Below are 14,691 nucleotides of genomic sequence, written 5' to 3' on the forward strand. Positions count from 1 at the left end.
CAGCTTACGCTTGTACTGTTGGTAATGAATCTGTGTTTCTAATTTTTGTCATATAACCTACTCCCGGTTGTGTATTGATCTCTTCCAATACATAGTAAATACGCTCACTACGTAATGCTTTCGATACTTCCGATTCCGGATCGTTGCCATCACCAAATATAATTGCATTGGCTGAACAAGCTTCCTGACATGCCATTTTGATATCTCCATCTTTCAATGGACGTTTTGCAATCTTAGCTGACAATTTACCAGCCTGGATACGTTGGATACACATAGAGCATTTTTCCATAACCCCTCTTGAACGTGTAGTTACATCAGGGTTAAGAACCAGCTGAGTGAATTCATTGTTCAGGTAGTTATCAAAACGTGAATCATTCCAGTAGTTAAACCAGTTGAAACGACGCACTTTGTACGGACAGTTATTTGCACAGTAACGGGTACCTACACAACGGTTATAAGCCATGTGATTCAGACCATCTGAAGAGTGCGTGGTTGCCAGTACCGGACAAACAGTCTCACAAGGAGCGTGATCACAGTGCTGACATAACATTGGCTGATGCACAACTGATACATTGTCAAGATTTTCCATGTGGGCAATCTCTTTCTCCTCAGTTACGCTCTTATCACCTTCTTCAAAGCTGTAATAACGGTCAATACGGATCCAGTGCATCTCTCTGCGTCTGCGAACTTCGTCACGACCAACTACAGGGATATTATTTTCTACGTTACAGGCAACAATACAAGAACCACAACCGGTACAGGCATTCAGATCGATTGCCATTACCCAGTTATTTCCTGGTTTCTCATATTTATCCCATAAATCGTAAGTTTTATGTTCACCATCATGCTTACCAGTACCAGCTGAAGGATTTTTTACATATTCTTTGAAAGTTGCTTCGCGGATAATGTTTCTGCCTTCAAAAGAGTGGTGAGTCTGCGTTTGAGCAAGCTCGTTGGTAGCACCTGTTTTAGTAATAGTAATTGTAGTTGCATACTGTAAAGTTCCGTTGCTGAAACTTACAAAAGGAAATGCATTCTGACCTACATTATCACCAGCCTTACCCACTTTAGTACGTCCATAACCTAAAGCAATGGAAGCAGTACCCTGTGCCTGTCCTGGTTGAATCAGAACCGGTAAGGTAATTTTATAACCGTTGCTGCCTTTTACATCAACCACATCAAATTCCTGAATTCCCAGTGATTTAGCGAATTTAGGCGCAAGAGCGATATAGTTATCCCAGGTTACTTTAGAAACCGGATCAGGCAATTCCTGTAAAAATGCATTGTTTGCATGTCTGCCATCGCGCATCGGTACACTTTCATAAACCTGAAGCTCGATATCCTTAGCTAAAGCAGCACTGCTTTTAACTACTGAAGGAGCAACTGCTGCCAGAGAAAGATTGAAAGTATAAGAACCAGCAGTTTTAGGTGCTGAAGCAAATACCCCTGTCTCTAAAACATTATTCCATGTTTTACCTAATGCAGGCAGTATATTTTTCTCCCAGTTGTTACGTACATACTGGTAATATTCTTTAACAGGTGCGTTAGACCAGATCAGTAAACTTTCTTCTGCCTGACGTGCATTGAAAACCGGGTTGATTGTTGGCTGAACGATAGAATAATATCCTTCGTAGCTGTTTGCATCACCCCATGATTCCAGATAGTTCAGGTTAGTAGCGATCACATCACATAAAGTAGCAGTCTCATCCTTACGGTCAGAGAAAGAAACTTTCAATGGAACTTTACTTAATCCATCAGTGAATGATTTTGCATTAACTACGTCATAAGCAGGATTGTTATCCAGGAAGAATACAGCGGCAACTTCGCCTCTGTTCATCTCATTTAAGAATTCTGCAAATTCAGCATCATTACCTGAGTAACGTTTGTTAGGATTATCCAGATCGATAGTTGTACCATAACTGCCGATAGCAGAGTTGATCGCATTTACCAGGATCTGAGTAGAAACATCGTTAGAACCACATACTACCAGAGCTTTTCCTTTTTGCTGAACTAATTCCTTAGCTACAAGCTTAAGCGCTTTCTCTGCAGTTGCATTCTTAGGTAAAGAACCACCAGCTAAATTACCGCCAGTGATCTCATTATATAAAGCAATCAGTGCAGGACCCTGCTCTGATAATTTAACCGGTATACGTGTATCAGCGTTGGTACCTGTCAGACTCATTCCTGCTTCAAACTGGAAGTGACGTGACATTTTACCTTTTGCCAGTGATTTGTGGTTTCTGTTAGCCACATACTGAGAAGTAAATTCTTCTCCGCTGATCCATGTACCTAAAAAGTCTGCAGCAAAACTCACGATTAAGTCAGCTTTGTCGAAGTTATATTTAGGGATTACAGCTTTACCAAAGCTATTTTCATTCGCTTTGATGATACCTGTATAAGAAACAGCATCATACTGTACATGTTTTGTTCCAGGGAAAGCAGTTGTAAAATCTGCAATCACTGCTTTAGTAGAAGGACTGTTTACAGACGAAGAAACGATGCGGATTTTTTTGCCGGATGCTTTTGCCTTTGCAAGCTCAGCAACAACATATGCATCAACCTTTGCCCATGTAGTCTCATCATTCTTTAATACAGGTGCTTTAAGTTTCGAAACATCGTACAAATCTAATACAGATGCCTGAGCCTGAGCGTCAGTACCGCAATTGAACTCACCTGCGTTAGGATTTGGTTCAATCTTGATCGGTCTTCCTTCTCTGGTCTTCACCAGAACACTCTGACCATTGTAACTTGACACATAGTAATTCGGGATACCCGGGATTACTTCTTCAGGTTTAACCAGATAAGGTATTGATTTGTGAATCGGAGCAGGCTGACAAGCTGCAAGCGTTACCGCACCAAGACCAAAGCCTAAGGCTTTTAAAAAGTCACGGCGAGGAGTTACTGTACTTAATCCTGCTTCATTTAAAACATCTTCTATTGGAAGCGGCTCCGCAAATTCGTTTTTGTTGTTTTCAACAAAATCGGAGGTCTTGTTAAATTCCTCTAAGCCTTTCCAGTATTTTTTATTGCTTTCCATTTAAGCTATATTACTGTTTATCGAACGTTCTTTTTACTAAACTCTATTAATAGTGACATTTACCGCACTCAATTCCACCTAATGCTGCTGGTGTAATTTTCTCACCCTTCTTGATTTTCTCATGAGCCTCAATAATTTTGGTGTAGTATGCGTTGTCCTTAACTTCTAACTTGGTGTCTTTATGACAGTTGATACACCATTTCATGGTCAGGGGAGAATACTGATAGATCTCTTCCATTGTATTAACTGGTCCGTGACAAGCAAAACAAACCGGTTCGTTTGGTTTCAGCCCTTTTTCTTTACGGATAGCTTCTTCAGCTACAACAACGTGTTGTGAGTGATTGAAATAAGCAAAATCAGGAAGGTTGTGAACACGTACCCATTCAATTGGTTTTTCTTTAGACTTGTCATAAGTCATTTTATCTGCATCGTAACCCAATGCATTATAGATTTTCTGAATCTCAGGAGAGATGTTTCCATCATGGCTGTCTCTTGCCTGAACCTGTTTGTGACAGTTCATACAAACATTCAGAGAAGGTATAGTTGCATTTTTAGATTCAAATGCACCTGCGTGACAGTACTGACAATCAATCTGGTTTACACCAGCGTGTAATTCGTGAGAGAATTTAATTGGCTGAGTTGGCTGGTAACCTGTAGCAACACCAGTGTTCCACATTCCCATCCATCCGAATGAACCTAAACTGATTACCAGGCACAGAATCACAAAGAATACAAATTTCTTGTTTTTGAATAACTGGCCGATACCAGCAACCATTGAAACTTTCTCTTCTTCTTCGATTTCTACACCTTGTTTTTTAAGGATCAAACGCTCAAGCATTTTAATTGCTCTGGCCAGGATCACTAATACAATAATAGAGATCAGGATAACCGCGATAACACCAACGATCGAGAAGTTGGAAACTTCATCAGAACCGGTAGCAGCAGCCGCAGCTCCTTCTTTTTTAGGCTCACCTGCTTTTACATAAGCAAGGATACTTTTAATCTGCTCAGGCGTCAGAGATGGAAACGCCGTCATATCTGCACTTGGGTTAAACTTCGAAGCCTCTACAGCCTCTTTGTCTCCCGATGCGATAAATGCCGGAGCATTGTTGATCCATTTTAACAAAAACGCTTCGCTCTTTGTTGGTACAACAGTTTGTAATGCAGGCCCGATTAAATCACGGTCCAGTGCATGACATGAAGTACATTTTTCCTTGAAGATTTTTCTACCTTCTACTGCGTCTTGTGCTTGCGTACCAGAAACGATTAAAACAGATAGAGCCGTAAACATAAATGCCGACTTCCAAACTCTTCTAATGATCAATGAGATATTCCTCATAATGAGTATTTTATGCTTTATTTTAAAAAACTGTAATGAACGGATTGATGTTTAAACTCTTGTTCTTCACCAAAACGTCCACAAAAGTAAAATTTATTAAGTTACCAATGACAAAGAAATGACAGTAAATACAATTTATAATCATTCTAAACTTTTCGTTTTTGGGGCTTTAAACGAAGAAAATCAGCAAAATTTTCAATTTGCTGATTTTCTTACGAACCAAAACTTATATAGGGATTTGGAATTTTAATTTACATTTTTAATATCCAGGCAAAAATCAATGGAGCTACAATAGTCGCATCTGACTCTACAATAAACTTCGGTGTATTGATATCCAGCTTACCCCAGGTGATCTTTTCATTAGGCACAGCACCTGAATAAGAACCATAAGAAGTAGTTGAATCAGAGATCTGGCAGAAGTAACTCCAGAAAGGAATGTTCTCCATTTCCATATCCTGATATAACATAGGTACTACACAGATTGGGAAATCACCGGCAATACCACCACCAATCTGGAAGAATCCGATTCCTTTGCCTGCACTGTTTTTAATATACCAGTCAGCCAGGTAACCCATGTATTCAATTCCGCTTTTCATTGTTGAAGCCTGCAATTCGTTCTTCATCACATAAGAAGCGAAGATGTTTCCCATCGTTGAATCTTCCCATCCTGGTACTACAATCGGCAGATTCTTTTCTGCAGCTGCAAGCATCCATGAATTTTTCGGGTCAATTTCATAATATTGCTCAAGCACTCCACTCAGCAACATTTTGTACATATACTCATGCGGGAAATAACGCTCACCTGCTTTTTCAGCATTTGTCCAGATCTCATGAATATGTTTTTGTAAACGTCTGAAAGCTTCTTCTTCAGGAATACAGGTATCAGTTACACGGTTATAATGGTTTTCCAATAAATCCCACTCGTCCTGAGGGCTCAGGTCACGGTAGTTTGGTACACGTTTATAATGTGAATGGGCAACAAGGTTCATAATATCTTCTTCCAGATTCGCACCTGTACATGAAATAATAGAAACTTTATCCTGACGGATCATCTCTGCCAATGAAATACCCAGTTCTGCAGTACTCATTGCACCTGCAAGGGTAATCATCATTTTACCACCTTCATCTAAATGCGTTTCATAGCCTTTAGCCGCATCCATCATTGCTGCTGCATTGAAATGGAGGTAATGCCCTTCCATGAATTTTGATATTGGTCCTCTTGTTACGCTCATTTTAATTAAGATTATTCTGTTTTGTATAAACCGCCGCAAAAATAAGTAAATATTATTAAAAACCAGATCAGGTTGAATGACCATATGGTTGAAATGTGACCAGCATCCTATTCAATTTAGATACTGAATAGACTGCAGCTATGTTGTGGTTAAGGTTAATACGCCATTGATACGGGTTTGAAGCGGGGTTGAAACGGGTCAAGGCGTTTCAACCCCGCTTCAAACCCGCTTGAACCCCGTATCAACATTAACTAATGTATAACGTTATTATAGCGTTGTACAAGCAGAGAAGTAAGCTGTTATCCTGGTCTTTCTTATATTAACCGGATTTATACCTATTATATATGTATTGTTATGCGTACACCAGATATGTATTGTTATGCGTACACCAGCTTTCATTTAGAACTCTTATAAATAATTACTATTTATTTAGATTTATTATAAATAATGTATTATGTTTGAATTATAGCTGCTGAACCATTCTCATTTTAAGCTTGATGGTTAAACTAAAAATGCAATACTATGTGTAAAACTATAGTTTTAAGTACGGGAAAAGACACCGCAATTTCACATTGCCCATCTTGCGATATATTCTATATATGGCATAATAACCTCATGCTTAGCCTTAGCCCTGACGATTTCTTTAATTTTAAAAATATTATTGAAAACACCTCTTTTGATGAAACCAGCATGCCTTTTCCTGACAAAAAAGAAAGGGTGCTATTACCCACTCCGGATCAGGATATCAGTTTCGCCTTTACCAATGAAGAACTGAAATCTTTTCGTACCCTGCTCAACGAAGCTGTGTTCATGAAAGAAGTTTATTCGCTGATGGGCACAGAACCCGGGACAAATCGCTAGCTATAATTAAAGCTCAGCATAATTTTACTCATAAATTGCTTACTTTAGCGCCTTTATTTTACCCTGTTTTATCTTCGCGCAGACACGCCTAATGAGAAAATTTTTGCTTTGCACCACCCTACTGCTCTCAACGCTTCATGGATTTGGACAAATGAAACTGATCAAACGTATGTTATCAGAAGATGTAGATACTACGCGTAAAGCCAGTTTCATGCCTCTCCCGCTGTTAAGATATGCACAGGAAACAGGTCTGGAATTTGGTTTCGGGGGTCTTTACTCAACCTACCTTGACAGAAAAGACACGCTGAACCGCAGCTCCAATTTTTCAACTGTACTTTCTTTTTCCACCAAAAAGCAATATAATGTGAGTCTGAAAGGTGATGTATGGACCAAACATAATGCTTTCCACCTGATCAGCGAACTACGGTTCAGAAGCATGCCATTTGATTTCTTTGGTATAGGAAACCAAACACACGAAGCGGATAAAGACAGGTTGGTTCAGCGCCAGATCAGAGCTTTTTTTGATGTAGAAAAAAACATTCTGCCTTTTGCCTATACCGGAGTATCCCTGGGATTTGAGAACTTCAATTTCACAGATAAGGAACCTGGTGGTATTTATACAACAGACCCTGCTGTACTGGGTAAAAACGGCGGATCGGTCATCTATCTTGGGGTATCCCAGACTTATGATACCAGAAATTCAAATAACTACCCCACTAAAGGTTTTTTCGGAAGAGTATCTTATCAGTATGCACCAAACATCTTTGGCGGAAATGATTTTACCGGCAGTCAGATCAAGGTTGTTATCCGTAACTTCTGGCCGATTTCCAAAAAGTTTGTATTGGGTGTGAACGGGATTTATCATACTGTACAAAGCAGCAATACGCCATTCTATCTGCTGCCGCAGCTTGGCAATGACGAGATGATGCGCGGTTATTATTCTGGCAGATACAGAGACGAAAACCTGCTGGCAGCTCAGACTGAACTACGCTACCGTTTCAGCAACCGTTTTGGTTTAGTTGCATTTGGAGGCGGCGGACGCGTTTTCGCTAATGGTGATTTCTCTTTAAAACAGTTTAAACCTTCATTCGGAGGGGGAATAAGATACTTCTATGATCCTGCTAAAGGTCTGAGTGTAAGAGCAGATTACGCAGTTGGAGAAAAAAGGCCTAATGAAGCCAGACAATCAGGATTTTACCTGAGCCTGGCCGAAGCATTTTAAAGGAATCAGCGGAACAGGTATTTAGAACTTAATCTTAAAATGTTCTTTTACCTGTCCTTTTTTGAAATAAACCAGACCTATCCAGAACAGATCTACGGTGACAGTAACATCCGGATGATTCTTGATTTCTTCCCAGGCTTCCTTCATACCTTTACTCCAGTAAATATCATCGAAGATCAGTAAAGAATTTTCGTGTACTTTAGGCAGACACCAGTTGAAATAATTTATAGTGGCATCTTTGCGGTGATTACCATCGATATAAACAAAATCCAGCTTTCCGGCCTGTTTAATCACTTCAGGTAACAGTTCATCAAAATTTCCGACCTGCAGCTCTATGTTATCCAGCTTTAAATCCTGAAAATTCTCATAGGCTTTTTTTGCCGTTTCGGGACATCCTTCAATAGTGAGGATATCTGCTTCAGGACAGGCACGGGATAAATAGGCAGTAGTAATCCCTAAGCAGGTACCCAGTTCAATCAGGTTGGCTGGCTTGCTGTTTTTTGCCAGGCGATAAATCAGCTGCGCCAGTTTTGGCGATTTTAAAGCATTTTTAGCAATCTCTTTTACCTTTTTTGTCCTGTTTTTATTCAGATGTGAACCTGCGCCAAGGTCAGTAACAGTGATTAATGCATCGTCATTTAAAAGTTTTTTTCTTTGTTCCTCAATGCCATTGTATTCAGTTTTGGAGTTAAAATCGTAAATTACCTCATCTACCAAATGGTAAACAAAAGGTGAATGAGTTCCATGTCTGCTTTTAGAGGTTAAACGATGCTTCAGATAGTCGCTGATAAATTGTAATGCCATAAATGCAAAAATAGGTAAACGAAGCATTCTAATTGGTATTTTTTAATGGAAAATAGTACAGAAATAAAAGCGCTGGTAAAATTACTCGATGATACAGATCCTGAAGTCTTCGAACAGGTAGAGAAACGGCTGCTTGAACATGGAACATCAGTGATTCATTTTCTGGAAACGGAATGGGAGAAATCGCTTGATACCCTGCTGCAGGAAAGAATTGAAAATATCGTTCATCAGATTCAGTTCAACACTGTAAAAGAAGATCTTAATCTCTGGTATCAGAGCGGAGCATTTGATCTTTTACAGGGAGCGCTGGTTATTAACCGGTACCAGTATCCTGATCTTGACGAGCAAAAGGTAATTAACCACCTGGAAGAAATCAAGAGAGAAATTTGGATGGGTCTTCAATATGAAATGAGCTCTGTAGAAAAGATTAAACTCATCAACCATATTTTCTATAATGTACACGGGTTCAAGGGCAATACCAAAAATCACCATGATCCGCAGAATTCCTATATCAACCAGGTCCTGGAAACCAAAAAAGGGAACCAGATTTCACTTGCTATTATCTATGCTACGATAGCACAGAAACTGGATATTCCGGTCTATGGTGTTAATCTTCCGCAGCATTTTATCCTCGGCTATATTGATGAAAGCAAAATAGAAGAAAATGAATTTGGCGTTCTTTTTTATATCAATGCCTTCAACAAGGGAGCTATTTTTGGCAAACATGATGTAGACCAGTTTTTACGCCAGTTAAATCTGCAGCCTTTACCGGGATTTTATGCACCATGCAGTAATGTCGAAATTATACGCAGAATTATACGTAACCTGATATCGGCCTATGAGAATCTGGGCAGTACAGAAAAAGTGGAAGAATTGAAACAACTACAGGATATCCTGATTGGCAGCGACATTTAAGCCGTCTTTAATCCAGCAGATGATTTGCTGACATCCACTCCTGCAAACGCATAAACCATTCGTCAGAAGTCTTTTTGTTATGCATGCCGTAACCATGTCCGCCCGCCTGATAGAGATGAGTCTCTACAGGAACTTTATGTTTTACCATTGCCTGGGTAAATAAAATGGTATTTTCAACTGGTACGGTATCATCATCATTTGCGTGCACCAGAAAAGTAACCGGTGTCTGTGCATTGACATGAAGTTCATTGGAAAAGTATTCTTTTTGTGCCTCTACGGCATTAGGGCCGATCAGCTTTTTCACAGAACCCGTATGCGCTGAGGCTGTAAAACTGATTACAGGATAGATTAGAATTGCAAAATCGGGTCTCAGGTTTGTCCCTTCTGTAGCTTTGTTCTTACGGTCTTCATAATGAACAGCAAGCGAAGCGGCAAGATGTCCGCCGGCCGAAAAACCCATAATTCCGACTTTGGCAGGATTAATATTCCAGGAAGCAGCATTTTTACGTACCAGGTAAATTGCCTGCTGGACGTCCTGCAAAGGGCCGCTTGATTTATCTACCATAATGGTGTCATTTGGCAGACGATATTTCAATACGAAGGCTGTTACACCCATTGCAGCAAATCTGCGGGCTACTTCATCTCCTTCATGATCGGTAGCCAGAAATGCATAGCCACCACCCGGGCAGATAATTACCGCAGTCCCGTTTGCTTTAAGCGGATCCGGTTTATAAAGACTGAGCGAAGGATCAGTTACCTTGCTCAGTCCAAAAACTTTACCTTTGATGATTGTTTCCTTTTCTTTATAAGCTGAAGGTGCAGGTTTTGCTCCGGGTATTTTCCCTGAATACAGCTTCATTACTTCCTGAGCTTGTCCGATATTCACCCCTGTTATCATAATTAAAAGTAACAACCAGTTTTTATTCATTAGAATTCCATTAAATAAGCTTTCAAAAAGTCATTCAGTTCTCCATCAAGAACTGCCTGGGCATTTGAAGTTTCATAATTGGTTCTCAGATCTTTAACCAGTTTATACGGATGTAAGACATAGTTTCTGATTTGTGATCCCCATTCGATTTTCATCTTTGATCCTTCAACTGCTGCAGAAGCCAGCATTCTCTCGCGCATAACCGCTTCATACAATTGTGATTTAAGCAATCGCAGGGCATTTTCTTTATTTTGAAGCTGTGATCGTGATTCCTGGTTTTTAATAACAATACCTGAAGGTTTGTGATACAGACGTACGGCTGTTTCCACCTTATTCACATTTTGTCCTCCGGCTCCACCTGAACGGAAAGTTTCAAATTCTATATCTGCATCCCTGATTTCAATTTCAATAGTATCATCCACTAAAGGATAAACATATACTGAAGCAAATGAAGTATGACGGCGTGCATTAGAATCAAAAGGTGAAATACGTACCAGGCGGTGGACTCCGTTTTCTCCTTTCAGATAGCCATAAGAGAAATCTCCGGCAAACTGCAGGGTTACAGATTTAACACCTGTTACCTCACCCGGCTGGAAATCCTGCTCAGTTACCTTGTAACCATTCTTTTCTCCCCACATGATATACATCCGCATCAGCATGGCTGCCCAGTCACAGCTTTCGGTTCCACCGGCTCCGGCTGTAATCTGCATTACCGCATTCAGCTGATCTTCCTTGCTGCTCAGCATGTTCTTCAATTCCAGATCCTCGATCAGGTGCAGACACTTTTCATACTGCTCCTCCATCTCCTCATTGGTCGCATCTCCGGACTGCAGAAAATCAAACAGTACCTGTGTATCTTCAAATTCAGTGTTAACTTTCTGCCAGGCATCAGTCCACACTTTCTTAGCATTCATTTCTGCTAAGTGCTTTTCAGCCTTTTTGGGATCGTCCCAAAAATCTGGTTGTAAGGTAAGCTCCTGTTCTATATAAATAGCTTCGAGTCGGGTTTCGACGTCAAAGATGCCTCCTCAGCGACGCTACTCTGTCCCTTAAATCCTGTATTTGTTCTTTTGTCATAATCACAAATATATAAATATTAAGCAGGCTATAAACACAAAAGGCTATCTGAATAATATTCAGATAGCCTTTTACAAAATTAATTATGTGCTTAGCTAAAAAGTCCTTTAAGCTTATCTACAATACCGCCACCCTGAGCACCAGCTTCGCCTTCTTTGGCACTGGTAAACAGATTTGTCAGATCAGATAATTCAAATTTTCCGTCAGGACCAGATATTTTACTCAATACATCTTTGATATCAAAAGAGCTGTCATTAGGATCATTTGTTTTATTAATGAATTTGCTGATAATACCCGGAATAACAGAGGCAGCAATTCCTTTAGCAGATTCCAGATTAATGCCCATACCTGCCAGTTTATCAATAAAACCTGCTGAAGCATCCTGTACAACCGCGCTTCCTTCAACATTTCCACCTTTGAATGCGTCAACAAGACCACCAATGTTACCAGAAGTCAGTTGTTGTTTTAAAGCATCGATGATAGAACCCGAAGCAGCAGAAATAGCGGCTTCATTATGCTCATTAGGAATAGCAGTATTATTTACGATAGCATCCTGAGTACTATCTTTAACTAATTGATTTAAGTTTTCTAACATGATGGGTAGTTTTTATAGGTGATAAGTTATTTTTTGATTAAATATAATATAAATAAAACCATAGATACATTAAAAAAAAAGCACTATTTCTTCAAAATCAGATCATTAAGTAACAATTTTATAATACATTAACTATCAGGTTATATTCGGGCAGTTACCGACCAGTAATTTAACATGGTTTCTGTCAGCACCGGATCAGATCTCCAGCTCTGAAATCAACAGCGCAAAGTAAAAAGTTTAGTTTTAAAGCCCTTTTTACTATTAATTCCAACCCTTTCTGACGACATTTAGTTCATCTTATAATTCTTACATTTACAGAAAGAAACACCAACATTATGCTACCAACCATAAATTTCACAGAGACAGCGGCCTACAAATACCTGGCTGATCACTTCATTGATATCAATGAAAAAAATTTAAAACAGCTGTTTGCAGAAGATGAAAAGCGTTTTGAGAAATTTTCTCTTGTTTTCGAAGATATCCTGCTGGATTACTCTAAAAACAGGATCAATGACACTACTCTTGCTTTACTGATGCAGCTTGCCAGAGAATGTAAACTGGATGAAGCTATTAAAGCAATGTTTAGCGGAGAAAAGATCAACCAGACAGAAGACAGAGCTGTTTTACATACTGCATTGCGTAATCTGAGCAATAAACCTGTTTATGCTGATGGTAAAAATGTAATGGACGATGTTAACGGGGTACTGGCTAAAATGGAGAAATTCAGTGCAGCAATTATCTCAGGATCATGGAAAGGTTATACTGGTAAAGCGATCACTGATGTAGTCAATATTGGTATTGGTGGTTCTGATTTAGGTCCGGTAATGGTTACAGAGGCTTTGAAAGCTTATAAAAATCACTTAACCATGCATTTCGTGTCTAATATCGACGGCACACATATCGTAGAAACCCTGAAGACTGTTGATCCTGAAACTACCTTATTCCTGGTAGCTTCAAAAACGTTCACCACGCAGGAAACGATGACTAACGCAAATACGGCAAAAGAGTGGTTTCTGAGCAAAGGTGCAAAACAGGAAGATGTCGCTAAACATTTCGCTGCATTATCTACCAATGCCAAAGACGTAGCTGCATTTGGTATTGATACGGAGAATATGTTTGGTTTCTGGGACTGGGTTGGCGGAAGATATTCATTATGGAGTGCTATCGGACTGCCTATTGCCCTGAGCATAGGTTTTGCCAATTTCAAAGAATTGCTTGCCGGCGCACATGCTGCTGACGAACATTTTGAAAACACCCCATTTGAAAATAATGTCCCTGTAATTCTGGCACTGCTGGGCATATGGTATATCAATTTCTTTGACGCTGAAACTGAAGCCATTTTACCTTATGATCAATACCTGCATCGCTTTGCAGCTTATTTCCAGCAGGGAGATATGGAAAGCAATGGTAAACATGTGGACCGCAACGGTAACGATGTAACTTATGAGACCGGACCAATTATCTGGGGTGAGCCCGGTACAAATGGTCAGCACGCATTTTATCAGCTAATTCACCAGGGAACACGTATTATCCCATGTGATTTTATTGCACCGGCACAAAGTCTGAACCCTATAGGAGAACATCATCCGATTTTACTGTCCAACTTTTTTGCACAGACAGAAGCCCTGATGAACGGTAAAACTGAAGAACAGGTTACTGTCGAACTAAAGAAAGAAGGTAAGTCTGAAGAAGAGATCAAAAAACTTGCTCCATTTAAAGTTTTTGAAGGAAACAGACCAACCAACTCCATTTTACTGAAGAAAGTTACCCCACGCAGTCTTGGAAGTCTTATTGCGATCTATGAACACAAAATATTTGTTCAGGGAATTGTATGGAACATTTTCAGCTTTGATCAATGGGGTGTGGAACTGGGAAAACAACTGGCAAAAAGTATCCTTCCTGAATTAAAGGATAATGAACCGGTATCTTCTCATGATGCCTCTACAAACGGATTGATTAACCAGTATAAAAGCTGGAGATAATTTCTGATAAAACAAAACTTAACAGTCTGCTAAAGCGGCTGTTAAGTTTTTAAAAACATATACTTATAACGTTTTCATTTGTGTATATTGAGTTGCTTTTTAAACCTTTGTATCAAAAGTCTCTCTTATTCATACACACATAAATTAAATACAAATGGAAACGTTTAAAAACTTATTAATCCTCACACTGCTTTTTTCAGGTTTGCAGCTGAAAGCACAAACCAGTCAGGAAACAACAGCAAAAGTTATTAATGAAAAGAACTATGTATTTTCGGCTACGAGTGCAAGTCCTTTAAATGTAACAGATATCAATAATGTAATGAGTAAGATGCCTGGTTATACCGGCGGAGGCAATATCAACCTCAACGGCTCTAATTATGACCTTTCGGTAACACCAGACAGCGTAGTTGCTTATCTTCCTTATTATGGCCGTTCCTTTACTCCTAAACTGGGAGATCCCAACGATAGCGGCATCAAATTCAAATCTAAAAACTTTACTTACAAAAGCACTAAAACAAAAAAGGGCAACTGGACAATTCTGATTAATCCAAAAGACGTTAAAGACAATTATAATCTGACGCTTTCTGTCACTAAAACAGGCAATGCCACATTAACAATAACAAGTAATAGTCAGCAGTCAATTTCCTACAACGGGAACATAACCGAACCTAAGCCCAAAAAAGATAAATAATTTGAAAA

General features: G+C 39.5%; 12 protein-coding genes. 5 read left to right on the plus strand and 7 right to left on the minus strand.

Going from position 1 to position 14,691, the window contains the following annotated elements; genetic code table 11:
• Nucleotides 1-4: 4 nt before the first annotated feature.
• The 3 genes from PL_RS13595 to PL_RS13605 all read right to left on the minus strand — a co-directional run bounded on the left by PL_RS13595 (nucleotide 5) and on the right by PL_RS13605 (nucleotide 5,608).
• Nucleotides 5-3,037, minus strand: coding sequence for a TAT-variant-translocated molybdopterin oxidoreductase (locus PL_RS13595; RefSeq protein ID WP_041879577.1), 3,033 nt, complete (start codon nucleotides 3,035-3,037; stop codon nucleotides 5-7).
• A gap of 46 nt (nucleotides 3,038-3,083) precedes the next feature.
• Nucleotides 3,084-4,376 (minus strand): c-type cytochrome, encoded by a 1,293-nt coding sequence (locus PL_RS13600; protein WP_041879575.1) that lies wholly within the window; start codon nucleotides 4,374-4,376, stop codon nucleotides 3,084-3,086.
• Nucleotides 4,377-4,627: 251 nt separating this feature from the next.
• Complete coding sequence (locus PL_RS13605; RefSeq protein ID WP_041879573.1) at nucleotides 4,628-5,608, minus strand: deoxyhypusine synthase family protein; 981 nt, start codon at nucleotides 5,606-5,608, stop codon at nucleotides 4,628-4,630.
• A gap of 522 nt (nucleotides 5,609-6,130) precedes the next feature.
• Here PL_RS13605 and PL_RS13610 point away from each other — a divergent pair.
• Both PL_RS13610 and PL_RS13615 read left to right on the plus strand, forming a co-directional pair.
• Entirely contained in the window at nucleotides 6,131-6,469 is a 339-nt protein-coding gene (locus tag PL_RS13610; RefSeq protein WP_316933254.1) for a DUF6686 family protein, read from the plus strand.
• A 91-nt stretch (nucleotides 6,470-6,560) separates the two neighbouring features.
• The gene (locus PL_RS13615; RefSeq protein WP_041879571.1) at nucleotides 6,561-7,691 is read left to right on the plus strand and encodes a BamA/TamA family outer membrane protein; all 1,131 of its coding nucleotides are present in this window, start codon (nucleotides 6,561-6,563) and stop codon (nucleotides 7,689-7,691) included.
• 21 nt (nucleotides 7,692-7,712) lie between these two features.
• Here the strand turns inward: PL_RS13615 and PL_RS13620 are convergent, their stop codons facing one another.
• Nucleotides 7,713-8,495: an O-methyltransferase gene (locus PL_RS13620; RefSeq protein WP_041879569.1), complete on the minus strand. Its 783-nt coding sequence runs from the start codon at nucleotides 8,493-8,495 to the stop codon at nucleotides 7,713-7,715.
• Between the two features lie 45 nt (nucleotides 8,496-8,540).
• Here PL_RS13620 and PL_RS13625 point away from each other — a divergent pair, with 45 nt between their 5' ends.
• On the plus strand, nucleotides 8,541-9,410 hold the full coding sequence (locus tag PL_RS13625) for a transglutaminase-like domain-containing protein (protein ID WP_041879568.1): 870 nt from the start codon (nucleotides 8,541-8,543) through the stop codon (nucleotides 9,408-9,410).
• Nucleotides 9,411-9,417: 7 nt separating this feature from the next.
• On the opposite strand, the gene PL_RS13630 is transcribed toward PL_RS13625, so the two are convergent.
• From PL_RS13630 to PL_RS13640, 3 genes are all read right to left on the minus strand, one after another.
• Nucleotides 9,418-10,338 (minus strand): alpha/beta hydrolase, encoded by a 921-nt coding sequence (locus PL_RS13630; protein ID WP_041879566.1) that lies wholly within the window; start codon nucleotides 10,336-10,338, stop codon nucleotides 9,418-9,420.
• A protein-coding gene (prfB, locus tag PL_RS13635; RefSeq protein WP_152620269.1) for a peptide chain release factor 2 occupies nucleotides 10,338-11,415 on the minus strand; the annotation gives its coding sequence in 2 pieces (ribosomal slippage) (nucleotides 10,338-11,354 and nucleotides 11,356-11,415; 1,077 coding nt in all). The genes PL_RS13630 and prfB overlap by 1 nt, the downstream gene beginning before the upstream one ends.
• A 91-nt stretch (nucleotides 11,416-11,506) precedes the next feature.
• Complete coding sequence (locus tag PL_RS13640) at nucleotides 11,507-12,010, minus strand: hypothetical protein (RefSeq protein ID WP_041879564.1); 504 nt, start codon at nucleotides 12,008-12,010, stop codon at nucleotides 11,507-11,509.
• A gap of 335 nt (nucleotides 12,011-12,345) precedes the next feature.
• Between PL_RS13640 and pgi the strand changes: the two genes are divergently transcribed.
• The gene (gene pgi, locus PL_RS13645; RefSeq protein WP_348619697.1) at nucleotides 12,346-13,992 is read left to right on the plus strand and encodes a glucose-6-phosphate isomerase; all 1,647 of its coding nucleotides are present in this window, start codon (nucleotides 12,346-12,348) and stop codon (nucleotides 13,990-13,992) included.
• Between the two features lie 154 nt (nucleotides 13,993-14,146).
• Complete coding sequence (locus PL_RS13650) at nucleotides 14,147-14,683, plus strand: DUF4251 domain-containing protein (RefSeq protein ID WP_041879562.1); 537 nt, start codon at nucleotides 14,147-14,149, stop codon at nucleotides 14,681-14,683.
• The last annotated feature ends 8 nt before the right edge of the window (nucleotides 14,684-14,691 follow it).

This window comes from Pedobacter lusitanus (genome assembly GCF_040026395.1).
Classification (GTDB): Bacteria; Bacteroidota; Bacteroidia; order Sphingobacteriales; family Sphingobacteriaceae; genus Pedobacter; species Pedobacter lusitanus.

Bases quoted from the DNA above. Each gene is read 5' to 3' on its own strand.
- PL_RS13595 (WP_041879577.1), bottom strand. From the start codon at position 3,037: ATGGAAAGCAATAAAAAATACTGGAAAGGCTTAGAGGAATTTAACAAG.
- PL_RS13630 (WP_041879566.1), bottom strand. From the start codon at position 10,338: ATGAATAAAAACTGGTTGTTACTTTTAATTATGATAACAGGGGTGAAT.
- PL_RS13610 (WP_316933254.1), top strand. From the start codon at position 6,131: ATGTGTAAAACTATAGTTTTAAGTACGGGAAAAGACACCGCAATTTCA.
- PL_RS13600 (WP_041879575.1), bottom strand. From the start codon at position 4,376: ATGAGGAATATCTCATTGATCATTAGAAGAGTTTGGAAGTCGGCATTT.
- PL_RS13650 (WP_041879562.1), top strand. From the start codon at position 14,147: ATGGAAACGTTTAAAAACTTATTAATCCTCACACTGCTTTTTTCAGGT.
- PL_RS13620 (WP_041879569.1), bottom strand. From the start codon at position 8,495: ATGGCATTACAATTTATCAGCGACTATCTGAAGCATCGTTTAACCTCT.
- pgi (WP_348619697.1), top strand. From the start codon at position 12,346: ATGCTACCAACCATAAATTTCACAGAGACAGCGGCCTACAAATACCTG.
- PL_RS13605 (WP_041879573.1), bottom strand. From the start codon at position 5,608: ATGAGCGTAACAAGAGGACCAATATCAAAATTCATGGAAGGGCATTAC.
- PL_RS13640 (WP_041879564.1), bottom strand. From the start codon at position 12,010: ATGTTAGAAAACTTAAATCAATTAGTTAAAGATAGTACTCAGGATGCT.
- PL_RS13615 (WP_041879571.1), top strand. From the start codon at position 6,561: ATGAGAAAATTTTTGCTTTGCACCACCCTACTGCTCTCAACGCTTCAT.
- PL_RS13625 (WP_041879568.1), top strand. From the start codon at position 8,541: ATGGAAAATAGTACAGAAATAAAAGCGCTGGTAAAATTACTCGATGAT.